Annotated in this window: 22 protein-coding genes and 1 tRNA gene; 16 read left to right on the top strand and 7 right to left on the bottom strand. The window is 58.1% G+C overall.

What is annotated here, in order from left to right:
* Positions 1-43 precede the first annotated feature (43 nt).
* The 10 genes from ACR2TX_RS04375 to ACR2TX_RS04330 all read left to right on the top strand — a co-directional run bounded on the left by ACR2TX_RS04375 (position 44) and on the right by ACR2TX_RS04330 (position 5,956).
* Positions 44-1,069, top strand: a complete 1,026-nt coding sequence (locus ACR2TX_RS04375) for an MraY family glycosyltransferase (RefSeq protein ID WP_434110451.1) — start codon at positions 44-46, stop codon at positions 1,067-1,069.
* A gap of 12 nt (positions 1,070-1,081) precedes the next feature.
* Positions 1,082-2,962, top strand: a complete 1,881-nt coding sequence (locus ACR2TX_RS04370) for a nucleoside-diphosphate sugar epimerase/dehydratase (RefSeq protein ID WP_156880164.1) — start codon at positions 1,082-1,084, stop codon at positions 2,960-2,962.
* Positions 2,963-3,022: 60 nt separating this feature from the next.
* The gene (gene rplM, locus ACR2TX_RS04365) at positions 3,023-3,451 is read left to right on the top strand and encodes a 50S ribosomal protein L13 (RefSeq protein ID WP_077730788.1); all 429 of its coding nucleotides are present in this window, start codon (positions 3,023-3,025) and stop codon (positions 3,449-3,451) included.
* Between the two features lie 20 nt (positions 3,452-3,471).
* Positions 3,472-3,864 (top strand): 30S ribosomal protein S9, encoded by a 393-nt coding sequence (rpsI, locus tag ACR2TX_RS04360; protein ID WP_077730789.1) that lies wholly within the window; start codon positions 3,472-3,474, stop codon positions 3,862-3,864.
* Between the two features lie 38 nt (positions 3,865-3,902).
* Positions 3,903-3,976, top strand: a tRNA-Gln gene (locus ACR2TX_RS04355).
* Positions 3,977-4,373: 397 nt separating this feature from the next.
* A complete protein-coding gene (locus tag ACR2TX_RS04350) occupies positions 4,374-4,622 on the top strand; it encodes a BrnA antitoxin family protein (RefSeq protein WP_434132414.1) in 249 nt (82 codons plus the stop codon).
* A gap of 235 nt (positions 4,623-4,857) precedes the next feature.
* Positions 4,858-5,094, top strand: coding sequence for a type II toxin-antitoxin system RelB family antitoxin (gene relB, locus ACR2TX_RS04345; protein ID WP_205780907.1), 237 nt, complete (start codon positions 4,858-4,860; stop codon positions 5,092-5,094).
* A 27-nt stretch (positions 5,095-5,121) separates the two neighbouring features.
* Positions 5,122-5,349, top strand: a complete 228-nt coding sequence (locus tag ACR2TX_RS04340; RefSeq protein WP_434132411.1) for a type II toxin-antitoxin system RelE family toxin — start codon at positions 5,122-5,124, stop codon at positions 5,347-5,349.
* Positions 5,350-5,460: 111 nt separating this feature from the next.
* Positions 5,461-5,682 carry a hypothetical protein gene (locus tag ACR2TX_RS04335; RefSeq protein WP_156880129.1) on the top strand — a complete coding sequence of 74 codons (222 nt, stop codon included), beginning with the start codon at positions 5,461-5,463 and terminating at the stop codon, positions 5,680-5,682.
* Between the two features lie 79 nt (positions 5,683-5,761).
* A complete protein-coding gene (locus ACR2TX_RS04330; protein WP_434131295.1) occupies positions 5,762-5,956 on the top strand; it encodes a hypothetical protein in 195 nt (64 codons plus the stop codon).
* A gap of 712 nt (positions 5,957-6,668) precedes the next feature.
* On the opposite strand, the gene ACR2TX_RS04325 is transcribed toward ACR2TX_RS04330, so the two are convergent.
* Positions 6,669-7,514 carry an aldo/keto reductase gene (locus ACR2TX_RS04325; protein ID WP_156880128.1) on the bottom strand — a complete coding sequence of 282 codons (846 nt, stop codon included), beginning with the start codon at positions 7,512-7,514 and terminating at the stop codon, positions 6,669-6,671.
* A gap of 802 nt (positions 7,515-8,316) precedes the next feature.
* Between ACR2TX_RS04325 and ACR2TX_RS04320 the strand changes: the two genes are divergently transcribed.
* The 3 genes from ACR2TX_RS04320 (at position 8,317) to ACR2TX_RS04310 (ending at position 10,645) form a co-directional block, all read left to right on the top strand.
* Complete coding sequence (locus ACR2TX_RS04320) at positions 8,317-9,273, top strand: acetylxylan esterase (RefSeq protein WP_156880127.1); 957 nt, start codon at positions 8,317-8,319, stop codon at positions 9,271-9,273.
* A 53-nt stretch (positions 9,274-9,326) separates the two neighbouring features.
* Positions 9,327-10,055, top strand: coding sequence for an esterase family protein (locus ACR2TX_RS04315; RefSeq protein ID WP_434131294.1), 729 nt, complete (start codon positions 9,327-9,329; stop codon positions 10,053-10,055).
* Positions 10,056-10,270: 215 nt separating this feature from the next.
* Entirely contained in the window at positions 10,271-10,645 is a 375-nt protein-coding gene (locus ACR2TX_RS04310; protein ID WP_077730207.1) for a hypothetical protein, read from the top strand.
* 435 nt (positions 10,646-11,080) lie between these two features.
* Here the strand turns inward: ACR2TX_RS04310 and ACR2TX_RS04305 are convergent, their stop codons facing one another.
* Together ACR2TX_RS04305 and ACR2TX_RS04300 are read right to left on the bottom strand one after the other, a co-directional pair.
* Positions 11,081-11,896, bottom strand: coding sequence for a tetratricopeptide repeat protein (locus tag ACR2TX_RS04305; RefSeq protein ID WP_434131292.1), 816 nt, complete (start codon positions 11,894-11,896; stop codon positions 11,081-11,083).
* A gap of 68 nt (positions 11,897-11,964) precedes the next feature.
* Positions 11,965-14,181 (bottom strand): DNRLRE domain-containing protein, encoded by a 2,217-nt coding sequence (locus ACR2TX_RS04300; RefSeq protein ID WP_434110432.1) that lies wholly within the window; start codon positions 14,179-14,181, stop codon positions 11,965-11,967.
* A gap of 495 nt (positions 14,182-14,676) precedes the next feature.
* On the opposite strand from ACR2TX_RS04300, the gene ACR2TX_RS04295 reads away from it, so the two are divergent.
* Positions 14,677-16,149, top strand: a complete 1,473-nt coding sequence (locus ACR2TX_RS04295; RefSeq protein WP_434132408.1) for an alkaline phosphatase D family protein — start codon at positions 14,677-14,679, stop codon at positions 16,147-16,149.
* Between the two features lie 158 nt (positions 16,150-16,307).
* On the opposite strand, the gene ACR2TX_RS04290 is transcribed toward ACR2TX_RS04295, so the two are convergent.
* The 4 genes from ACR2TX_RS04290 to arsS all read right to left on the bottom strand — a co-directional run bounded on the left by ACR2TX_RS04290 (position 16,308) and on the right by arsS (position 21,243).
* Positions 16,308-17,507, bottom strand: a complete 1,200-nt coding sequence (locus ACR2TX_RS04290; protein WP_434131290.1) for a hypothetical protein — start codon at positions 17,505-17,507, stop codon at positions 16,308-16,310.
* An 854-nt stretch (positions 17,508-18,361) separates the two neighbouring features.
* Positions 18,362-18,931 (bottom strand): carboxymuconolactone decarboxylase family protein, encoded by a 570-nt coding sequence (locus ACR2TX_RS04285; protein WP_434110426.1) that lies wholly within the window; start codon positions 18,929-18,931, stop codon positions 18,362-18,364.
* 206 nt (positions 18,932-19,137) lie between these two features.
* Positions 19,138-20,256, bottom strand: a complete 1,119-nt coding sequence (locus ACR2TX_RS04280) for a methyltransferase domain-containing protein (protein WP_434132405.1) — start codon at positions 20,254-20,256, stop codon at positions 19,138-19,140.
* A gap of 30 nt (positions 20,257-20,286) precedes the next feature.
* Positions 20,287-21,243: an arsenosugar biosynthesis radical SAM (seleno)protein ArsS gene (arsS, locus tag ACR2TX_RS04275; protein ID WP_434110422.1), complete on the bottom strand. Its 957-nt coding sequence runs from the start codon at positions 21,241-21,243 to the stop codon at positions 20,287-20,289.
* Between the two features lie 171 nt (positions 21,244-21,414).
* Between arsS and ACR2TX_RS04270 the strand changes: the two genes are divergently transcribed.
* Together ACR2TX_RS04270 and ACR2TX_RS04265 are read left to right on the top strand one after the other, a co-directional pair.
* Positions 21,415-23,562 (top strand): FAD-dependent oxidoreductase, encoded by a 2,148-nt coding sequence (locus tag ACR2TX_RS04270; protein WP_434131289.1) that lies wholly within the window; start codon positions 21,415-21,417, stop codon positions 23,560-23,562.
* Positions 23,563-23,976: 414 nt separating this feature from the next.
* On the top strand, positions 23,977-24,390 hold the full coding sequence (locus ACR2TX_RS04265) for a MarR family winged helix-turn-helix transcriptional regulator (RefSeq protein WP_434110418.1): 414 nt from the start codon (positions 23,977-23,979) through the stop codon (positions 24,388-24,390).
* The last annotated feature ends 12 nt before the right edge of the window (positions 24,391-24,402 follow it).

Below are 24,402 nucleotides of genomic sequence, written 5' to 3'. Positions count from 1 at the left end.
GCCGGTTTTCTTTCGGCTGCCGAGCGGCGCAGCAAAATAACTGATGAGTCTTTTTTCGTTAGGGTTTTTGGTCATCTCCGTGCTGCTGGTTTCCGGCATCCTGACGGGAGCGGTGCGCGGTTACGCGACCAAACGCTTGCTGGATCTGCCCAATGCCCGCAGTTCCCACCAGGTGCCGACGCCCCGCGGCGGCGGTTTGGCGGTCGTGCTGTCTTTCACGCTCGTCGCGGCCGGTCTCCACTGGCTGGGACAAATCTCATTCGAGCTTTTTATGCTCGTGCTCGGGGCACTGCCGATAGCTGCCATCGGTTTCTGGGACGATCACGGACACGTACCTGCAAGATGGCGTCTAATCGTGCAGATCGCTTGCGCCGGCTGGGCGCTTTATTGGCTGGGCGGCTTCGAATCGATCCGGTTCGCCGCCGAAATTTACGAATTGGGCTGGCTCGGCCCCGTTCTCGCCGGTTTGCTGGCGGTCTGGCTGTTGAACCTGTTCAACTTCATGGACGGCATAGACGGCATCGCGGGAATCGAGGTTGTTTCGGTGGCGATATCCGCGTACGGGCTTCTGGCCTATCAGTCGCCGCTGTTCCCAGGGGATGCAAATGTTTTATTGTTAGCTTTGGCGGCAGCGGCGGGCGGCTTCTTATGTTGGAACTGGCCTCCCGCGAAAATCTTCATGGGGGATGTTGGGAGCGCGTTCGTCGGGTTCGTTCTGGCCGTTTTCGCGCTGCGTACCTCCGTCGAAGGTACGCTGTCCCTGGCGGTCTGGCTGATTCTGTTCGGCGTGTTTTTCGTGGATGCGAGCGTGACGCTGGTGAGGCGTATGCTCAGCGGACAGCGCTGGTACGAGGCGCACCGCAGCCATGCGTACCAGCGTGCGGCGCGGCGCTGGGCCAGTCACAAGCGGATCAGCCTGTCGGTCTTGGCCATTAATCTGTGCTGGTTATTGCCTTGGGCCTTCGCGGCGGTGCGCTGGCCGCAGCTGGAGCCGGTCTTTCTGGCGTGCGCCTATGCGCCTTTGATAGGCTTGGCGCTATGGCTGGAGGCAGGAAAACAGGGGGGGTAAGCGATGCAGGACATGCTTTCGAAAATGCGCTCGGGAACGATCATATTCATTCATGATTTGATCATGGTGGCGCTCGCCTGGCTCGGCGCTTATTGGCTGCGGTTCAATTTGTCGTTGCCGCCCGAACTCGAAACGCGGACTTCGCTGCACTGGCTGCCCCTGGTCCTCGTCGTCCAAGCCGTGTTTTTCCGCCGCTTGGGACTGTATCGCGGCATCTGGCGGTTCGCGTCCATTCCCGATCTGGTCCGTATCGCCAAGGCGTCTTGCCTCGGGATTGCCACGATCGCCATCATCCTGTTTTCCGTCAATCGGCTGGAAGGCGTGCCCCGTTCCGTCATTCCGCTCTATGCGGTGCTGCTGCTATTTCTGTTGTCCACGCCGCGGCTGATCTACCGCATCTGGAAAGATCGCGGCGCGCCGATGTCGGCCGGGCGGCGCGCGCTGATCGTCGGTGCGGGCAAGGCCGGCGAAATGCTGGTGAGGGACCTGCTTCGCGCCGCCGGGACCGAGTTCGCCCCGATCGCGTTCGTGGATGACGATCCGAAGAAGAAAGGAAGCGAGATTCACGGCGTGAGAGTGAGGGGACGTTGCGAACAGATTCCGCGGCTCGTCGAGAAATTGGAGATCGAGACGATTCTGATCGCGGTGCCATCCGCCACGGACAAGGAGATGCGGCGTCTCGTCGAAATTTGCGAAGGAACCGGCGTCCCATTTCTGACCTTGCCGTCGATGCAGGAAATGCTGTCGGGCCAAATGTCGGGGCACCTGCGCGAAGTCTCCATCGAGGATTTGCTCGGACGCGCGCCGATCAAGCTCGACCGGCAGGGCATTCAGGCCCATCTCGGCGGAAAGCGGGTTCTGGTTACCGGCGGAGGCGGCTCGATCGGCTCGGAGCTCTGCAAGCAAATCGCACAATTTTCCGTTGCCGAGCTTATCGTTTTCGAGCGCTGCGAATTCAATCTGTACCAGGTCGAACGGGCGCTCAGGCGGAGCTTCCCCGGATTGCGCCTGTCCGCGATACTCGGCGATGTCACCGACAAGCTCGCCGTCGAGCAGGTGATTTCGCAATATCGGCCGGAAGTCATCTTCCATGCGGCGGCGTACAAGCACGTCCCGTTGCTGGAATATCAGGTCCGCCAGGCAGTTCAGAATAATGTTCTGGGTACTTATACGGTGGCGGAAGCGGCAATCGCGGGCGGCGTCGACGAATTCGTGCTGATCTCCACCGACAAGGCCGTAGCCCCCGAAAACGTCATGGGAGCGACCAAGCGGGCGGCGGAAGTCTTGGTGCAGAGCATGAACGGCGTCGCCGGGACTCGTTTCATCAACGTGCGTTTCGGGAACGTGCTGGATTCCGCGGGCAGCGTGGTGCCTCTGTTCCGCGAGCAAATCAGGGCCGGCGGACCAGTCACCGTGACTCATCCCGATGTCACCCGCTATTTCATGACGATACCCGAGGCCTGCCAATTGATCATGCAGGCCGCGACCATCGGAAAAGGCGGAGAAGTCTTCGTGCTGGACATGGGCGACCCGGTCAAGATCAGCTACCTGGCGGAACAAATGATTCGCCTAAGCGGCAAACGCCCCGGACAGGATATCCGGATCGAATATGTCGGACTCCGGCCCGGCGAAAAAATCAGCGAGGAATTGTTCAACGACCACGAGGGACCCACGCCGACCGAGCACAGCAAGCTCTTGCTGGCCCATCCCCTGACCGTCGACTATCGGATGGCCAAGAAAGCCGTGATCGAACTGGCCGAGGCTTGCCGGTCTTTCGACGAGGCCGCGATCCTGCACAAACTCAAGTGGCTGGTTCCCGAATACGTCCAGCGTACCGCCGCCGAGTATGGAGAAGACGATCGGTCCGCCATTCAGCGATCGCTTGTTTTATAATGTGTTGTCGGGTACCATACCCGCTTTTTCGAACAACGCCAGAGTTTGGAGCGTGCAGTAATGAAGACCTTTAGCGCAAAACCGGCCGAAGTAAAACGCGACTGGTACGTCATCGACGCGGAAGGAAAGACGCTGGGGCGCCTTTCGACGGAGATCGCGCGTCGTCTGCGCGGTAAACACAAAGCGGAATACACGCCCCATGTCGACACCGGCGACTACATCATCGTCGTCAACGCGGAAAAAGTGCGTGTTACCGGCAATAAAGAGCAAGACAAGATCTATTACAAGCACACCGGTTACATCGGCAACATGAAGTCCGTGGCCCTGGGCAAGCTGCGCGGAACTCATCCGGAACGCATCATCCAGACCGCCGTAAAAGGCATGTTGCCCCGCAATCCTTTGGGCCGCGCCATGTTCAGCAAGCTGAAAGTCTATGCAGGGCCCACGCACAATCACCAGGCTCAACAGCCCAAATTGTTGGAAATCTAATTTAAGAAGCTGAATCAACCATGGCACAAGCGCAGTATTACGGAACAGGTCGCCGCAAAAGCGCGGTCGCACGCGTCTACGCAAAATCCGGAACCGGTCGTATTGTCGTTAACGACAAACAACTGGAAGAGTACTTCGGCAGAAAGACCGACCAGATGGTCGTGCGCCAGCCGCTCGAACTCGTCGCTCTGGGAGAGAAGATGGACGTGTTCGTCAAGGTCGCAGGCGGCGGTCCCACCGGCCAGGCCGGAGCCATCCGCCATGGCTTGACCCGTGCGCTCATGAGCTTCGACGAAACCCTGCGCCAGCCGCTGCGCAGAGCCGGCTACGTCACCCGCGACGCGCGCGAAGTCGAACGTAAGAAAGTCGGCCTGCACAAAGCAAGACGCCGTCCGCAGTACTCCAAGCGTTAATGCAAGGCACGCCGGCTTCCCCGGCGTGCTTTACTTACTGGGGGATCGTCTAGCGGTAGGACTACGGACTCTGACTCCGTCAACCCTGGTTCGAATCCAGGTCCCCCAGCCAACAATTCAAAGGGCCATACTTCGGTATGGCCCTTTTTTGTTGCCTGACGCAAATAGAGCTTTGAATGGGTGCTCAGAGCGGCTGTCGGATTGGTTTACGGCTCGTGGGAGCGGGCTTTAGAGCATTTTCTGATTCGGTGTAAGGGAGCCCCATATGTAGGTCGGCAATCCCTTGCCGACGTACCGGCTCGGCAAAGGGCTTTGTCGGAAGGGCAGCTCTGGCGCTCCCAGAGATGCCGTTTGCGATTGGGAAGGGATTGCCGACCTACGTTCTTCCCGCGCGAACACGAATCCGTACACCGGGATCAAAAACGCTCTAGTCGTTGTACATACGCCGCGTGGGGATCGGACGCGCCTAATTTCGGCCCGAAAGGCCAGCCCAGAAGAGTGTGAAGCTTATACGTGACGAATACGGTTTCAGCAAAGGCCGACGCGGACCAGTGATTCCTTCGCCAGGGAAAACCCGAATTACGATTTTCCTGGACGACGACATCATTGAAGCTTTCCGCACGAAGGCTGAAGCGGAAGGAAAAGGTTATCAAACGCTGATTAACGAAGCGCTACGCGCAGCCATTCAGCCGGAGAATGCGCCGATCACCCAAAAAACCCTACGGCGGATTATCCGAGAGGAACTGCATACGGCCTGATTACCCGATGTTTGAGAAGGTGTCAGGGTTCGATGGCGACGAAACCTTGGCTCGACATACCGAATAACGCCGGCGACAAGGTTTCGCGATCCGCGACCAGAACACTCAAAATTCCCGAGCGCCCTTTGAAGGATTGCAACAAAACAGGAACACGCATTGACCAAGAAGTCATGAACTGCTACGAAGTTCATTACGAAGCCGTTCGGTAACGGCCAGCTACCTTCCGACCCATTGAATGAGTAACACCATGATCACCATCGAGCTTTCACCCGAACTCGAGAACCAACTCGACACCGTTGCCAAAGAGCACGGGAAAAGCAAGGAAGAATGGACCCGAGAAGTGATTCTCGAATACCTGCAAGACTTGCACGATCTTAAGGAGGCCGAACAAGTCATGAAGGACATCAAGGAAGGGCGGGAGAAAACAACATCCCTCGAAGAAGTCATGAAAGAACATGGCCTGGAATGTTGAGATACCGGACAAGGTGTAAAGAAGCAGCTGAAGGAACTGGATGCGCTGATCAGGAAACGAATACTGAAGTTTCTGGATGAACGGATAAGAACAGCCGCAAATCCTAGAGCACTAGGCGAAGCCTTGCACGGCTCGGAACTTGGAAATTTCTGGAAATACCGCATAGGCGATTACCGCCTTATCTGCCATATCGAAGACCAAACCGTCACGGTGACGGTCATCAAAATCGGACATCGACGAGACATTTACCGATAGCAGCAACTATGGCAGTGGCATGTCAACAACGTGTCAACGCCATAGCGACTTTGGGCAAGGGGCAGCTTTGATTGTCGGACTAATGCACCGCGGCTATCACTGTTAGAGGCCTTGACGCAAGCTACCGCACTTTCCGATAAAAAGGGAAAAGATGTCAGGCTTTCGTTGTTTGATAACGTAAATGATAGCGAGGAATCCGGCGTGGTGGAGATCCATGAATATTTCATTACCGATGCCGATGGAAGGGGTAAGGCTGTGGTCATCGACATCGAGAAGTATCAAACGATTCCGGAATCGCTTGAGGAGCCGGAGGCGATCCGAGCACACAAATAGCGTCAGTTCTCACATTCCAACACTCCCCCTGGCGCCCCAAAAAACAGCCGCCAACCTTTTCGCAAGCATGGAGTCAGTCTTGATCACGCGAAAACGGGCTTACGCGGTTCATGATCTGAACGGCGAATGCGGGCGGGCCGTTCGGAATTTCGATGCCGGCTCGTTCCGCTTCTTTCCTAATTCCGCCGTAGCCGCTCTGTCCACGCTTCACATCATCGAATGGGCACTCATGACGCCCTGCGCGTCCTCGATACTCCAATTCCGAACGCTTTAACTGACTAGTGAAACTCCGTCGTTCGGCTTACGGACTCGGCTGGAGCGAGTGCAATGCTTGCTACCGCGCAGGCCGGCGGACGACGACAAGCTCCACTTCCTACGTTCGGCGGGGGTCAAGTGCGTTAAGGCTTGGTTAATGTCGGGAGGAGTAGAAAGGAGGCGCGGAACGAATTGCATGATCGGCCGTAGAGAAACACGGCGTATCTGGATCAGGCAACTCCGCTTGTCTTTGTAATGGGTTAGGGGAGTTTCGATACAGATGAACGCATCAGCAAAAAAAATTTGGCGGATAGCAATGTTGCTAACATTGATGATGGCACTGGACGGGTGCTATAGAGTGGTACACCCCCATCACCACGGCCATGCGTATGGCCACAGACACCACTACCATGGCGATGGCGGGTATCACAAGGGCAAACACGGGCACGGACACCGCCATCACCACCATGATTAACGGGCTTTACGTATTCCCTGGCTACGTGATCTATGGATGCTATGGGTTTTTCACACTGCCGACGCATACGCCGACCGCCAAGGCACGTGTCTTGGCGGTTGATCACGGGGTCAGGTCTCGCATTCCGACGTAAAAACGAGCCCGGTAGGGCGGGCGTGAACCATCGCCGCTAAAGCTGTCAGGCTTTGGGGATTCGACTGATGTCCCATGGCTGGCATGTTGGTTTCCTCCCCTCGGCCATCAGCTGTCTTTAAAATCAAAGCAAGGTGGTCACCGCATCGCACTCGCCGGTCGTCAGCTCGAAATCGAAGATCGCAAGATCCTCTCGCATGTGGGCTTCCGAGGCGGTGCCGGTCAGGGGAACGATGTCGATCTGGGTCAGATAGCGGAAGAAGATTTGCGAGGGCGTACGCTGGTACTTTGCGGCCAAGGTCTGCAAGGCGGGGTGTGCGATGACCTGGGGATTGGCGGTGAGCGTCCAGAAGCTCTGATAGACGATTTGGTGTTGCCGGCAGAAGGCGCGAATCTCGCGGTCGTAACGGGTCTCGGCATAGAAGCGGTTCTGGATCAGCGCCGGCTTGATGGCCGCCTGCCGATACAACCGCTCGAGCTGTTCGAGCGCATAGCAGTTGCTGATTCCCAATTGCTTCACGGCGCCAGCCTCGAAGATCGCTTCCATCGCCCGCCATACTTCCATCGTGTCTCGCTCGTTCGCTAGAGGGGAATGCAGTACCAGCCCATCGAGATACGGGCTCTGAAGATTTCTCAGTGAGCTCTCGCACGATTGGGCGACTTGCTCGGCCAAGCTCGCCTTCGGATCGTACGGTATTCGGGTGGGATCCTGCCCATTCACGGGCGTGAATTTGGTCTGGAGATAGAGTTCGGCACGGGTCAGCCCCGCCTTCAAACACGCCGCGACGCCGGCACCGACGCCCGGCTCGTCGTAATGCTTCGGCTGGGCGGCGGTATCGATGCCGCGAAATCCCAAGGTGATGGCCTGCTGCACCAGAGCCGCCGTGCGGTCCTTCTTCCATGCCGTCCCGTACAGAATCTTGGGTATCCGCACCCCGTAGGCGGATCTCACGAAGTCGGTGTCTTTCATCGATGGTCTCCGAGCGAGAGGACGTTAACTTTAATTGTTCGACTAAGTACATTCAGGGAAGTCTTGCGGCATAGGCAACCTGCAGGACAACCCCGCCAATCAAGCCAAACAGTCGAGATTCCGCAAGTATTTGCGGAATGTACTTAGAGCATTTTCATCTCGCTCGTACGGCAAAACAGGCCTGGCAGGAGTCGTTGGCGCCTTCGGCGACGGTAAATTGATTCAAGCATTCGTAGGTCGGCAATCCTTTGCCGACGAACCCGTTGGCCCAACTGCACCGTCGGGAAGGGCGGCTTCGGCGCTCCCGAAGACGCCGTTTGCGATTGGAAAGGATTCCCGACCTACTCGCGAGTGCCCGTACAGTAGGTATGAAAATGCTCTAATGCCGCATGACTAATGCATTTGTTTCAGAGCGTCGGCGACAATCGTACAAGAACCGAACTCTATAGGACTAATTACGGAGACGCGTCCGGCGACGGACAGATCGGCCGGTATGCGGGTAAACCGGCAGTGGGTCCAGGGGGAATGCAAACCGCATGTTTTCGGCTTCGCCAAACTCGAAAGTACGCTATCCGGCATTGAAGTTGACGCCCCTTCGAAATTTCGGAACAAACTGAAATGTAGTCACCTCGGTGGCGTGAGCGACTGCTTTCGGGCAATGTTGAAGCCGAAAGGTAAGATATGGCGAACGGGGCGAAGTGTGCAGCATATCGGCAGGCATCGATTCGGGGCGGCGTCCCTGTTCGCACCAGGTCATAAGTACGATTTCGGCCGTCGAGGACACCTCAGGATAAGCCTTACGATGTCTCATTTTTGCCACGCGTATACCTTCGATCCAACTTACGGCTACACCCTGGATAGGCTCCTGCAAGTCGGAGCTCCGGTCATACCGGATGATTTCGCGGCTTTTTGGGAGGCCCGCTACCGGCGAACCTTGACGGTATCCCCCCAACCGCGTCTGAGCCGATGGCCCGAAGGTCGGGAGGGCTTCTCCGTGTACGACCTCGAATACCGTTCCACGGACGATTTCATCATCGGCGGCTGGTTGCTTCTGCCGCAAGACCGGCCGGTGCGGCGCGGCATGGTGGTGGGGCACGGCTATGGCGGCCGGGATGCGCCGGATTTTGACCTTCCCGTCGCGGATACCGCCTATCTGTTTCCCTGTTTTCGTGGCCTTTCCCGAAGCCGCCGGCCGCCGATTTCCGAGGAGCCGTACTGGCACGTCCTGCACGACATCGACAAGCGCGACCGTTACATTCTCGGCGGTTGCGTGGAGGACTTGTGGCTCGCGGTGTCGGCTCTGCTCGAGCTGTACCCCGAGACGGTCGGTCATATCGGCTATATGGGCATCAGCTTCGGCGGCGGCATCGGCGCCTTGGCGTTGCCCTGGGACGCCCGCATCCGGAGGGCGCACCTGAACATGCCCACCTTCGGCCATCATCCCCTGCGTCTCGAACTCCCGACCGTAGGCAGCGGGCGCGCGATCAGGGATTACCAGCAGAAGCACGGTAACGTTCTGGACACATTGCGCTATTACGATGCCGCGAGTGCGGCGGCGTATACCGGGATCCCCGTTCAGGTGGCGGCCGCCCTGTTCGATCCGGTGGTGGCACCGCCCGGACAGTTCGCGGTCCATAACGCCCTAGCAGGGCCGAAGAGCCTTTATGTCCTGGAAGCGGGGCATGTCGATTATCCGGCCAGGGCGCGGCAGGACGCGGAACTGCGGGACATCCTCGCGGATTTTTTCGAAGCGCTGTAGTTGCATGAAGCCCGAACCCTTCGATCGCTGCTTACGACACTTGGTAATTCAGCATGAACCGTGAATATCATCGTTGGTATAGCCCGCGGCTGAATCGCGACATGGAACTGCTGGTGTTCGGCCATGCCGGAGCGAAAGTGTTGGTGTTTCCGACGCGCGACGGGCGATTTTACGAATACGAGGACTTGCGTATCGTGCAAGCACTGGCCCACAAGATCGAGGCGGGACAATTGCAACTCTATTGCGTCGACGGCTTGGCGCACGAGACGTTTTATTGTGGCTGGCGGCACCCGGCGGATCGAATCCGACACTATATCGAGTTTGAGGACTATATCCTCAATGAAGTCTTGCCGTTCATGGCCGCGAAAAACCCGCATCCTTGTGTCATTGCTCATGGCTGTAGCCTGGGCGCCTTCTATGCCGCCAACATCGCGTTTCGTCACCCGCACCTGTTTCGGAAGCTCAGCGCATTTTCCGGGCGCTACGATCTGACCCTCAGTGTCGAGCATTTCGGCAATCTGTACGACGGCTATTACGACGACAACATCTATTACAACACCCCCTGCCATTTCCTGCCCAATCTCGGGCAAGGCGACCAACTGAACGCCTTGCGCGCCATGGACATCATCCTCGTCGTCGGTCGGGAGGATCCCTTTCTCGAAAACAACCGTTATCTGAGCCGCATGCTCTGGGAAAAAGGCGTGTGGAACCACCTCAGCGAGTGGGACGGCCGCGCCCATCAAGCCCACTACTGGCGCAAGATGGCGCCGCTATATGTGTGATTTGGATGTCCGTTTTCAGACTAAAGTACCTGTGCGGAAATGTCGCATGAGGCATGTACGACAGGCCGAAAAGTTTTTGCTATCGTCGAAATCGCCTTGTTCCATAAGCCATCGCTTTCGTCGCAGCAACCCATACAGGTATCACTATGGCCAAGAAAACATCCTCCGATTCAAATGACACTGGGGAAAAAATCCTTCGGGAAACCATCGTACAGATGACTTCCGAAACGCACCAAGAAACCGTGATGGAAGCAACCGCCCTGGAAACGCCGGCACGAGCAGCCGTTCAAGGTTTAAGGGAAGGTGCGGGCGATGCGCGCGAAGCGGTTTCCGGAGGCGTGTCGGCCGTAAGTCAGACCTTGTCCGAGGTTGTCTATAAAGGCTTTTATTATCTATCGTACGGGGTCGTTTACAGCGCTCTGGTCGTCGCGAGCCTGATACCCACCGATAATGCCATGGGCGAAGGAATCCAGGCCGGCGCGGATGCTGCCAAGAAATCCTTTGACGAGTACCAGAAGGAGCGGGCGGCTCATCGGGATTCGGCCGCTACCGTTGAAGCTCCCGCGGATGCGGGCTTAGCCACTTCCTGAGCCATTATCCTAGAAACGGCAGTTGACCGCTTAGATGCGGTAGAAACGCCGCGAGGATTCCGACCGTCGTCCCTTCTGCCGATTTCACCGTTTGGGTGAAGCCGCTACGTGCCCGATTGCACGGCGGGCGGGCCACCTGGCGGCGTTGCTCCTTCTTGCGGGAGACTACCCCGCGGCGGCGTCGCGCCTTGCCAGCCGACCCGCCCGCCGCACACTCGAGCACGTCCAACTGCCGTTTCTAGGATTATCCGCCTACTTCGAAAAAACCCCGCCTCGTTTCGCGGGGTTTTTGTTTGTCTTTTCGTTAATCGATCGGACGATAACACTCCGGCAACCGGATGTTCTCCCTTGGCACCTGGCAAACTTGCATGCGCCGGCGGGGGGATCGAATGTCGTCCATCATCGACAGCGGGTGAGAGATCAATGTGAACGCGCCTAGTTCATCTCCGCCAACAGCGAAGTCCGGAGACTTTCGAGAGCCGGAGTTTGTTTGCGCGCCTCGGGTAGTCCGTCGATTTCCTTGAGCGCGGCGGCGAAAGTCCGCTTGGATTCGTCCATGCGCGCCAGCGCCTTGAGAATCATTCCCTTTTTGTAGAGCAAGAAAGGCATACGCTGGTGGGTTGCGAGCATTTGATCGACCCGCCGCAACGCCGACTCGTAGCGTTGTTGCTCCATCTCCAGCGTCAGCGCCCGCTCGCTCAGCACGTGCAGAGGGCCGAGTCGCGCGATTCCGTCGTTCAGCACTTCTATGGCCTTGTCCGTTTTGCCCGCCGAGTGAAAGGCGTCGGCGGCGTAGAGCACGTGATCGGGTTTTATGTCCTTGGAGAGTCTGACGGCTGTCAGGTACGCCTCGGCCGCGGCTAGCGGTTTGCCCGATACCGACAGGATATCGCCGGTGAGCACGTGGCCGCGCGCCTTGGCGGCATTGTTCGTTGCCTGCCGGAGAAATTGCCGCGCGGATTCCAACGCGGCATCCGGCTGTTTCAGCACGAGTTGCGCCCGGGCCAGATGGAAGAGTGCGTCGATCCGTCCAGGAGCGAGTTTGATCGCTTTGGCGAGGTCGTCGTGCGCATGGTCGGCGTGACCCTCGTCGAGAAACAATTGGCCGCGTTTTATGAGCAGATCGGCGTTCTTGGGGTGATGAGCGATTTCGCGGTTGAGATCGTGGATGCGTTCGTGCACGTCGCCGTGAGCCAGCGTGAAGCCAGAATATCCCAGCAGTGCGGCAATAAGCAGTGTTCGTGTAGACATGAACTTTTCCTAGGTGCAAGAACGTGCCGGGACCCGAGCATTGAGCACGGGTGCCCGGCGTCGGAAGTTTATTGATAGGTGACAGTGAGTTTCGGTCGTTGCGACTGCGTACCGTACTCGGACGAACGCAGATCGACGCCGTCGCTGGTGCCGCCGTCCACGATCATGAGGCCGTTGTTCGCGGCCGCTCCGTTGACCCAGCCCTGTACCAGCGAGATGCCGGCGCCGTTGAGCTGGATGGTGTGGGTGCCGGTCGCCGAGGGCTGGAAGGAGCCGATCAGTACGCCCTGATTGTTCAGCGGATCGACGCTGTTCCAGGTGGCGCCGCCTTCGGTCCAGGCCGTGTTCACCGCATACAGGTTGTAGGTGCCGTTGCTGAGGTTGGAAACCCGCAGCGTGACGGTGGCATTGGTCACGGTGGCCATTGCCGGGATTGATGAAACATTCCACTTCATCAAACCGATGAGGCGGCCGTTGGTGCCGTCGGCGCCATCGGCGAGTACGGTCGTGGCATTGCCGTAGTTGGTGGTGGCCTTGCCGCTTGCGACATAGGTGTCTTGCGTGCCGGCGTAAGCGTTTAGGCCGTCCTGCAACTGTACCGTTTGCGGCGCGCCGCCGGCCGTGTACATGCCGGCGTCCACGTTGGCGACGCTGCTGCCCGCAACCGCGCTGAACACGGCGGTCTTGCCATCGAGCGGACTCGCATCGCTGTCGATGCTGTCGTTCCCGCCCTGATCCTGCGGCGAGAGGGTGCGCGTCCCTGGAATGAACCGCACGTAGTAGCTGCCGGCCGCAACACTGTCGAACTGGTAGGCTCCGCTCGTGTTGGTGGACTGGGTGGCGACCAGCGTATTGGTATCGGTATAGAGCCGCACCTCGATGCCTTGCAGGAAGCTCTCGCCCGTTTCGCGAATGCCGTCCGCGTCCACGTCCTGCCACACCACGCCGCTCACGTTGGCCAACTGCGGCGGCGGTGTTCCGCCCTTGGTCATGGTGAAGTAGTCGCGCACCGTGCCGTTGTTGTTGAGGAATTTGGCGTCGAGCGTCAAACCGTTCACATCCAGCACCATCGAGCCCAGTTCGTTCAGCGAGATGTACATGGCCGGATGATTGAGCGTGCCGCCGCTTGTTTTACCCGAGCTGCCCGCCACCGCGTAGACCGCGCCTGCGTGCGATGCGCCGACGCCCGATTTGGTGTAGGCCCCGGTGCCGTCGATGCGGCCGCTGCCGGACTGCACGACGTGGCTTGCGTCGCTGAAGGTCGAGGACGAGCCGTAATGGCCGTCGATGAACTTCGAGCGTTCATAGGAATGGCTGTGGCCGGTCAGTACCAGGTCGATGCCATAGCTCTCCAGTATCGGCAATACGTTCTGGCGCATTTCGACCAACTGGGTCTCGGTGTCGGAATTATGCGAACCCTTGGAGTAGGGCGGGTGATGCCAGAAGGCGATATTCCAGTCGGCGGTGGAAGCCTGCAGATCGGCTTCCAGCCAGTTCAACATCGGGCTGCCCACGGCGCGGCTCGAATCGTGGGAATCGAGCACGATGAAGTGGATGTTGCCGTAGTCGAAGGAGTAATACGCCTCCGTACCCGATGCCACACCGCCCGCTTCGCCATTGCGCGGCAGCGAGAAGATGTCGTAATAGGGGCCAGTCTCGGTGCCCGAATCGGCCGAGGCGCCGTCGTGGTTGCCCAGCGTCGACCAGGTCACGGACTGCCGTAGCATGTCCGGATACATGTTGAACATCTTCGATTGATATTCGGCATCGGTACCGCTGCTGTAGGCATTGTCGCCGAGTTGCAGCCACAAATGGGTGGGATTGGTGCCGGTGAAGTTGCGATAGGCGTTGTACACGGCGGCCTGGCCGGAAGTGCCGGTGCCGGCATCGCCGATCACCCAGATGCGCGTCGGCTGCTGTGTGCCCGTGGTCGGCGCGGTGTGGAAATAGGTATTGCTGTCGCCGCCCGAGAGTGTCTGCGTGGTGGAGCCGATCGAGTAATAGTACTTGGTCTGCGGATTGAGTCCACTCACCTGCACGCTGTGCTCGGTGGTCGACGCGGCATCATCGAAGGTGAGCGTCAAGTTCGTAGGGCTGGTGCCGACGCGCACCCGGCTGTTCGAGGCCACGTCCGAGCGCCAGCGCACGATGAGCCCGCTAGATGTGCCCATCTGCAAATAAGGGCCGCGGGTGACCGAAAGCGCGGCGGCATCGCGGGCCAGCGTCGTCGCCATCAAGGCGGCAAGAGTCAATGAAAAAACGCGGAAAAAGTTCGACGGCTTCATAGAAACTCCCTGGTGTTGGTTGTGGAGCCGCCGGAATACTACGCAGCACAAGTGACGAACTAGTGACAGGGATACGACGAAAACGAAGCTCAGCGCATCGAAGACTTCCAGGTGAGCCGAACCTGTAAAGGTCATGAATCGGTCATCGAACCGTCATCAGGCTGACCCGAAGCGATTTATAGAATCCGGGCCTCCAGAAACTCCATGAGGTGTTCCATGCAGGCCTTCGATCGACAAACACGCAATATTCTGTCTCCCATCGGCAAAGCTGCCGCGTCCGCGCTCCTGTTGGCCTTGAGCATGTCCGCTCAAGTCTTGGCGGAGGGCGGCGACATTCAGCTTTCCGCCGGCGGTGAAATCGCAGGCGCTACCATTCAAGTCCCAGGAGCGCCCGACCGCATTCGAATCCCCGTCGGTCAAATCACAGCGGACGGAGGCCGTCTTCCCCTATTTCGCCCGAGTGACCCGCTCCGGCTTCTTCACGATCTGCCGCAAATGGAACAGGGCATCCAGTTCGGCGATGTCGGCGAGGGACGCGCCATCGTGTGGAGCCGCTGCGACCGCCCGGCCCGTATGTGGGTGGAATACGCGTTCAACGAACAATTCACGGATTCCAAGGTCATCCGCGGTCCTCATGCGCTCGAAGTCTCCGACTTCACCGCGCGTCAGGACCTGGTCGGGCTGCCGTCCGGAAAGGACGTCTACGTGAAGGTCTGGTTCGAGGATCTGACCAACGCCCGCAACAAGAGCGAGCCGGTCATCGGTCGTTTCCACACCGTGGGCAAGCACGAAGACATACGCTTCGTGTGGGGCGGCGATACCGCGGGACAGGGCTGGGGCATCAACGAGGCGTTCGGCGGCATGAGGATCTATGAAGCCATGCGTCAAGTGAAGCCGCAGTTCTTCATTCAGAGCGGCGACAGCGTCTACTCCGACGGTCCCATCGAAGCGAGCAAACCGGCCGAAAACGGCCAGATCTGGACTAACCTCGTAACGCCCGAAGTCTCCAAGGTCGCCGAAACCCTGGACGAGTTCCGGGGCCGCTACAAGTACAACCTGCTGGACGCCAACCTCCGCCGCTTCAACGCCGAAGTGCCGCAGATCTGGCAATGGGACGACCATGAAGTGGTCAACAACTGGTCCGATGCCAAGGACCTGGCCAACGATCCCCGCTACACGCTCAAGGAGATTCCGGTGCTGATCGCTCACGCCACGCGCGCTTTCCACGAATATGCGCCCCTGCGCCCGCATACGGCGGAAGAGTCCGAGCGTCTCTACCGCAAGATTTCCTACGGCCCGCTGCTGGACGTGTTCGTCATCGATATGCGCAGCTACCGGGGCCCGAACACGGCCAACTTGCAGACGCAGGAGGGACCGGAAACGGCGTTTCTGGGCGAAGCGCAGTTGAAGTGGCTGAAAAAGGAACTGAAGAAATCGCGGGCCACCTGGAAAGTCATTTCCGCCGACATGCCCATCGGCCTCAACATCGGCGACGGCGTCGATGCGAACGGCCAGCCCCGCTGGGAAGCCATCGCCAACGGCGACAACGGCCCCGCCGTCGGCCGCGAGCTGGAAATCGCCCGCCTCTTACGCTTCATCAAGCACGAGCGAATCAAGAACATCGTGTGGCTGACCGCCGACGTCCATTATGCCGCCGCGCATTTCTACGATCCCTCGGAGGCGCAATTCAAGGACTTCTCGCCGTTCTGGGAATTCGTCGCCGGCCCGCTCAACGCCGGTTCCTTCGGTCCCAATACCACCGACGGCACCTTCGGGCCGCAGGTCGTGTTCGCCAAGGCGCCGCCGGCGGGTCAGGCCAACCTCTCGCCCTACGCGGGCTTGCAGTTCTTCGGCGAGGTCAACATCAACCGCAAGACCCACGAGTTGACGGTGGATCTAAAGGATCTTTACGGCGCGTCGGTATTCAGCAAGACACTCAAGGCTGAACACGGACGAGATCCCGACTGAGCAGACAACCGAGCCAGGCCCCGAATTGGTGAAAACGCATGTCGACGCCATCGGCCCATGGAAGCGTTCCTTCGTTCGACATTCAAGCGAACATTAATCGTAAGGGTGGGTTAGCGCAGCGTAACCCACCGACTCGGGCAAATTGGGGGCCATACGGCTTAAAACTGATAAGCAGCCTCGATTGCAAACAAATCCCAATCACGTTCGAGTTCTCTGACGTTCCGGTTCTCGGCAAGAGATACCCAGCCCGCACCATGGACCCGATGATATTCGGCACGAATCATAAAGTTATCGATTATGTTGAATCGAAGTCCCGCCATCCAATCTTTGGCAAAGAAAAAGGAGCCAGGAATGCCGGTACGCACTTCGTACTTTTTCCCATAGCGATCACTGACGTCTGTATAAAATACATCGTAACGCCCGATCAATTCGATATAGTGGTTGATCTTATAACCCGCCTGAAAGTAATACCCTTCACCGTTGTATTCATTATCTGGGAGAAATCGCCCGAAGTTCTCAAAGCGTATGTTGCGAATTGAATATTCAGAAGCAAGCGATAGCGACTCGCCGTTGTACTGGATGCCTAAACCGTAGGGTTGATATTCAAATTCACCCGAATCGATTATCGGATCCGATTGCTTATCATAATCGCTGATTAACCACGCAGCGCTAAATACGACCCGGATTAGCCCACCCGAATAGTCATACGCCAGCTGAGTTGCCGCCGAAAAATCTCCGATAAACTTTCCTGGACGGTTGCTGCCCCCGAATACATTAAATTCAAGGCTATTATCCGGTATGGATGCTCCAAGATTTGCCTTGAATGAAAAATTGCCGAAAGGGGAACTGAAGTCCGTGTAAAACTGGGCGCCATCGGTCGCCATGCCGACATTTCGAGTACGGTCGAAGTAAAGACTTTGGGGCAGAAATATGGAAGGTCGAGTAAAAGGAGCATCCCGTGATTCGTTATACAAACCCAGCGGTAATTTGACTCGCCCCAGGCGAACTCCGGATCGAAAGCCGGGATGATCGAGCGCCGTGACGTCCATAAGACCGTAATCGAGCCGTAGCTCTTCGGGAATTTGCTCGCCAGCTCGGCGATATAGGCCTTGGACCGCGAAGCGGACATTATTGAAGGGACGCGCCGCCGCATTTAATCCGACCTGCGTCAAGTCGAAGCTTCCGTGCCTACTGTTGCCGTAAAACTGATTTCCGGATGTGGCTACAAAACCTTGTTCGAGAAATCCGTGGACCTGAAAGCTCTCTGACCAGTTGCCAAAAGCTCCACCGGCATGTGAGCTTAACGGGCAAATCATTACTAGCAAAAAAGCTAAAAAATAGGTTCCTTTTTGCATCATTCGGAAACAATGTAGTGGCAACCGAGACTCGTGGCCTAAAGCTCCCGCTTGGGTGCTTGCTTCAACGCCAATGCGATTTAGTTTAGACGCAAAAAAGCCGCGCACAGGGCAGGGCGAGAAGGTGTCGGCTTTTCATTGTTTGATGGGATTTTGAGGGGAATCCGAAAAAGGGGCGGATATCCCAAGCTTTCTTTATGATCAAGTGTTGCCTTAACTGGCTATGTGTCAACCGAGTGTCAACGCAGTTATAACGTTTTACGGCTTTTTGTGATGCTTTGAATTGTAAGTGTTTGTATTTGGTTGTTTTTCGTGTCCTTGCGTCACGTTGCAACGGACTCTGACTCCGTAAACCCTGGTTCGAATCCAGGTCCCCCAGCCACTCCGAGCATTGTCACGTGACCAAATCGTGACATTGCTCGAAAATGCCGGGGGTATTCATATCTGCCAGCGGCATGTTGGAAAGCCCTTGCGCTGTGCAGCCGCCGCGAGCCTCCAGCGCTCTGGCCGTCAAGATCGGCCAATCGGGTAGTTGCCACAGATTCCGTTGACTCTATCCAGCGCTTCGTTTCCCGGTCTCCCATGGGCTGTGGCGGAGATTGAAACTACTGCTCTGATTTTTCGAGCCTTTCCGTCCCAAAGAGCGGGCAGGGCAACTTTCTAGGTGACATCCGGCAACTGATTCTAAACGTGTGTCTGCTCGTCGCGTCCTCCGACTCGCCGGTATTGCCTACGTCTACTAGAGCCGAGACTTCACCTGCCGACTGAGCAAACGTTCAAGCTACATGAACTGATTCTTCTTTCTCGTCGTCTTGGACGACGCCCCTCTGGCCGAAATCTTGCCGAGGAAGAGTCGTTCACCGATCCGGCGCAGCAATTCCGTGAGCGGTCATACAAAAGCCTTGGGCCGGTACTCCGAGGGCCGCGTTGAACTTGGCGGACAGGTTCTGATGCGCGGCGAGCGCCGCCAGTTCCACGATGCCATCGTCGCCGAAGGCTTGCCGTAATCGGTCGATCAAATCCTGATCTATCTCGATTCCGGTGCCCGTGATGGCCTCCACGTAGGCTAGAGCGGCTCTTTCCGCCTCGCTGAATCGAGGCGAATCCCTAAACCCGATCAGATCGTGCAATTGCTCTGGCGATACGCCCCGGTCAAGAGCATGGGAGGCGTTGAGATCGATGCAGAAATGGCATGAGTTGAGCTGGGCGATGCGAGTGCGGATCAGGGCGCGCAGCGCACCGCTCAAGGGTGAAGATTTACGTTCCAGGGCCAAATTCATCAACTGAAAGCCGACGAACGCCAGCGGCAGGCGTGCCCACAGGCGCACAGGTTCCGGCAGAACCCGCAAACGCCGGCGCATCAGGGCTAATACCGGGCGCAGGTACCAGGCATAGCTGTAGTTCTCGGGGGTGTCGACAAAGCTCATAGGGCTTCCGGTTTTCTGTGTGTAACGGTGGAGTCAGGGTTTAGACCATTTTCCGGTTTGGTGTAGCGCCCGAAGTAGGTCGGCAAGGGATTGCCGACCTACGATTGCTTCAGGTTTTCGGTATGTGGCGGTGGGCGCGATCTTCAGTCCGCGAGTCGTCGCAGTCTGAAGATCGTCCCTGGGAAAATTATGGTCTCAGCTCAACTTCAGCAGCATTTTTCCCCGCCGCATTCGGCGATTTGTCGCCCGCCCTTGGTTTCCGCTGCCGGACGGCGGGTTCCCGGTGGCGCGCACCAAGCCACCGGTTCGGCGAGAATCTTTGGTTCGATGCCGATGAAGTGCTTCTGATAAGGGCCTTCGGTGAGGGTGCGGAAGGTTCGCTCGCATACGGCAATGCGCTCGCCGCGCGGGAAGATATGGCCCTCCTCGTCGCGCACTTCCGCGTAAGGGCCGCGATAGATCACCGCATGGCCCCGGTCCAGGCATTCCCGGCCGTAGCCTTTGACGGCGACCAGGGTGACGGCGCGGAATTCGATGTTCTCGAGCACCTGCCAGGGTTCGGCTTCCCATTTGTCCAGACACACGGCGCCGAAGCCGGCTTGCTCGAAGGCTCGGACGAACTCCCGTTCCTCGAAGGCGCCGGAGATGCAGCCGCTCCACAGCGCGGGATCGTCCTTCAGATGTTGGGGCACGGGCTCGTCGGCGACGATGTCGGAGATGGCAACCCGTCCGCCCGGTTTGAGCACCCGGAAAATTTCCCGCACCAGTTGCGTTTTTTCGTCATCGCCCACCAGGTTCAGCACGCAGTTGGAAATGACCAAATCCACCGAAGCGTCGGCAATCAGCGGCTGGGTTTTGCGCTGCCTGGCCTGCCAGGATTTCAGCGCCGCCAGGGACGCCGCGTCGGTGATCGGCCGCTCGGCCAGATAGCGTTCCATTGCGGCGACGTCCAAGGCCAAATCCTGGATATAACCCTTGTGGAAACGCACCCGGTCGCCGCCCAGTTTCTCGGCCATTTCCGACTGGTATTTGCGAGCCAGGGCCAGCATGTCGTCGTTCATGTCGACGCCGATGATCAGCCCTTGAGGGCCGACCACTTGTGCCGCCATATAACAAATCTTGCCGCCGCCCGAGCCCAGGTCGAGCACGGTATCACCTTCACGTACATAGCGGGAGGGATCCCCGCAGCCGTAATCCTTGTCGATGATTTCCCGAGGCAGCAATTTCAATAGCTCGCGGTCGTAATCCACCGGGCAACACAAGGCTGCCTGCCTCTCGCGAGCACCTTCGGAATAGCGTTCTCGTACCGACTCTTCTACAAACATCATGGGCTCTCCAGATTCACTGTTCTCTTTCTACGTGTTCAATGCGCCACCGCAGGAGCTGCCGCAGCCGGCGGTGCAGCCATAGCAATGATCGGCCGTGGCGATGGCCTGGCCTTGCAATGCGGTTGCATCGATTTCCGTGATATGACGCTGTCGCCCGCCCAGCGGCAAGCCCAGCATCTGGTTGAAATCGCAGTCGTGGACGTAACCTTGCCAATCGATGCTGATCAGGCTGCGGCACATGATGCCTTCCAGGTTTTCATCGCGATGGGCGCTTTTCAGCAAGCGCATGTAGGGTTCGAACTGGCCTTTCGACACCAGGGTGCTGCCGAAGCGCTGGATGGGCATGTTGGCGAGGGCATAAAGCCGGTTGAAGACGAGGTCGTAGCGGGCCTTCAGCTCTCGATGGTAGGCGGCTTCCAGTTCCTCCTGGGCCGGCGGCAATGTCGGCCCCTGGGGGTTGTAGACCAGGTTCAGGATCAACCCCGTGCCGGGTCGGCCGTAGCCGAGTCCGTTGAGCCTTTTCAAGGCGCGAAGGCTCGCTTCGAATACCCCGTTGCCGCGTTGCCGGTCCACGTTATCTTCGAGGTAACAGGGGAGGGAAGCCGTGATTTCCACCTTTTGCGCGGCCAGAAAATCGGCGAGGCTCTCGTAACCGGGTTCTTCCAGAATGGTGAGGTTGCAGCGGTCGATCACTTGTAGACCTAAGTCCCGCGCGCTCTCCACCAGATGGCGGAAATGCGGGTTCATCTCAGGGGCGCCTCCGGTCAAATCCAAGGTGGCGACTCCGGCCCGCCGCAGCAGATCGAGCACCTGGTCCACGGTTTCCCTGTCCATCATCTCCTTGCGTTTCGGTCCGGCATTGACGTGGCAATGCAGGCAGGTCTGATTGCAGCGGTAACCCAGGTTCACTTGCACCGTGTCCAGCTCTCCGCGGACGATGACGGGAAAATTGCTGGATCGTACCAAGGGCAATATTGCATGCATGCGCGGCTTAGACTCCGTCGGGAAGTGGAAAATTTAAATCATTAGTCGCCTGCCGAGACGAAATCTTACAGCGTCGCGAAGAAAATCATCCCGGTGCGGCTGTAAGTTTTCTATCTCATTGTCCGACCAATTAATAGCATTATTCGACCATTGCCTTTAGGGAAATCCGTCATGAACCCTTACCGTATCGGTCTTGTCATCGTCCTCCTGTCGCTTGCTTGGGCTTTTTTCGCCTTCGACCTGCAACGCTTTTTCACTTTGGAGACGTTGAAAGCCCAGCAGGAAGCCATCGCCGCTTATCGAACCGCCCATCCTTTCCTCGCCATCACGATTTACGGCCTCCTCTATGTAGCGGTCACGGGGCTGTCCCTGCCCGGCGCGGCGGTGCTGACTCTGGCCGGCGGCGCCGTCTTCGGTCTGCTGTGGGGCACGGTGATTGTATCTTTCGCTTCGACCATCGGGGCAACCTTGGCCTTTCTCGCATCCCGCTTTTTGTTTCGCGACGCGGTCAAAGCCCGGTTCGGCGAGCGTCTGAAAGCCATCGATTCCGGCATCGTCCGTGACGGCGCTTTTTACCTGTTTACCTTGCGGCTGGTGCCGGCGTTTCCGTTCTTCGTCATCAATCTTCTAATGGGCCTGACCGCCATACCCACTCGCACATTTTATTGGGTGAGCCAAGTGGGCATGTTGCCTGGAACCCTGGTTTACGTGAATGCCGGCACGCAGTTGGCCAAGATCGAATCCCTGTCGGACATCCTCTCGCCCGGCCTGCTTTTGTCATTCGCCCTATTGGGGCTGTTCCCGCTGCTGGCCCGCAGGCTGGTGGATACGATCAAGGCCCGCAAGGTATATGAGCCCTGGGAAAAACCCAAACGCTTCGACCGTAACCTGGTGGTGATCGGTGCGGGTTCTGCAGGTCTGGTCACCGCCTATATCGCGGCCGCCGTGAAGGCAAAGGTGACGCTGATCGAGAAACACCGCATGGGCGGAGATTGCCTCAACACCGGCTGTGTCCCTTCGAAAGCCCTGATACGCACGGCGAAACTGCTGAGCCAGATCGGTCGGGCACCCGAGTTCGGCATCCGGAGGGCCTCTGCGGAGTTCGATTTCGCCGATGCGATGGAACGGGTGCAAAAGGTGGTCCGGACTGTGGCGCCGCACGATTCGGCGGAACGGTACACCGAATTGGGCGTTGAAGTGATCGAGGGCGAAGCGAGGATTGTCTCGCCCTGGTCGGTGGAGGTTCGCACGGAAGCGGGCACTCGCACGCTCAGCACCCGCGCCATCGTCATCGCTGCCGGTGCGAGGCCTTTCGTGCCGCCTATCCACGGATTGGAGGAGGTGGGCTATCTCACTTCGGACAACGTCTGGGATATCCGCGAATTGCCGAAGCGTCTGGTCGTCCTCGGTGGTGGTCCGATCGGTTGTGAGCTGGCGCAGGCGTTCGTCCGATTCGGCAGTCGGGTTACTCAGGTGGAGATGTTGTCCCGACTGCTGATCCGGGAGGATCCGGAAGTCTCCGAAATCATTGCGCGGCGTTTCCGCGACGAGGGCGTAGACCTTCGGTTGGAGCATCAAGCCAAACGGATCATCGTCGAGAACGGCGAGAAAATCCTGATCGTCGAACACCAGGGGCAAGAGATACGGATAGTCTTCGACCAAATACTGGTGGCTGTCGGCCGCGTCGCCAACACTAAGGGCTACGGGCTGGAAGAACTCGGCATCGAAACGACGAAAGCGCGCACCGTCGAAACCGACGAGTTTCTTCAGACGCTTTATCCAAATATCTACGCCTGCGGAGATGTGGCCGGGCCGTTCCAGTTCACGCATACGGCTTCCCATCAGGCCTGGTACGCGGCGGTCAACGCGCTCTTCGGCGATTTCAGGAAATTCCGGGCCGATTACCGGGTCATTCCTTGGGCAACCTTTACCGATCCGGAAGTGGCGCGGGTAGGCCTTAACGAACAGGAAGCCAAGGAACGGGGCATTCCTTATGAAATCAGCCGCTATGGCCTCGACGATCTGGACCGCGCCATTACGGACGGCGAAGCGCACGGTTTCGTCAAGGTGCTCACCGTACCGGGCAAGGACAGGATACTCGGCGTTACCCTCGTCGGCGAACATGCCGGCGACCTGATCGCCGAGTTCATCCTGGCCATGAAACACGGGCTGGGACTTAACAAATTACTCGCCACCATTCACATCTACCCGACTCTGGCCGAAGCCAATAAATACGCCGCCGGTGTCTGGAAACGCGCGCATGCGCCGGAAGCGCTGCTTCGATGGGTGGAGCGGTATCATGCCTGGCGGCGGGGGTGATGGCCAAATAGGGCGTTTTCATTACGGTGTACGGATTCGTGTCGGGCAGGAAGAGCGTAGGTCGGCAATCCCTTGCCGAGCCGGTACGTCGGCAAAGGGTTGCCGACCTACACATCAGGCTCCGTCACGCCGAATCGGAAAACTCTTAGCTTCTTCGCAAACCCTTACGTGCACGGAACCGTGCATTCCAGAACCGGCTCGCGACGTCCGGAGGATGAATATTTCGATAGCCCCGCATGGCCGTCTCAACGACCGGAAAATCACCGCCAAGCCGCGACGGCAGAGCGCGGGTGATTGTTGACACGCTATATTACGTGTATATACTCCTTAATGTCTTTCGTTTAAATTGTAGGTATCCCGAACTTGTCCCAAGCATGTGCCCCCTCGAGTGAAATGCCGGATTACCGGTGCTGTATGGATTGCACCGGCTTCAATCTCCGTAAGGCGACCCGTGCGGTGAGTCAGCTTTACGACGAGATGCTGCGCCCGGCCGGCATCCGGGGTACGCAGTATTCGCTTCTGGTCGCCGTCCATATGAGCGGACCCATCACGGTGACCCAGCTTGCCGAGAACGCCGTCATGGACCGAACGACTTTGAGCCGTAATCTGGAGCTTCTTGAGAATCAAGGGCTTATTGATGTCGCCTCCGGCGAAGATCGCCGCACCCGGATGGTGACGATTACCGACGAAGGACGGGTCGTGCTGCTTAAAGCGTATCCTCTGTGGGAACAGGCACAGTCCAGAATCAGGGAGGCTATGGGCGAAGACCGATTGCAAATCCTGATGAGAAGCCTGTCGGACTTGATTGAGGCATCACAGGCGCAATAATTTTTTTCGTCA

Source organism: Methylocaldum sp. GT1BB, assembly GCF_051027545.1.
Taxonomy (GTDB): domain Bacteria; phylum Pseudomonadota; class Gammaproteobacteria; order Methylococcales; family Methylococcaceae; genus Methylocaldum.
This window is presented reverse-complemented; position numbering and strand designations above follow the sequence as displayed.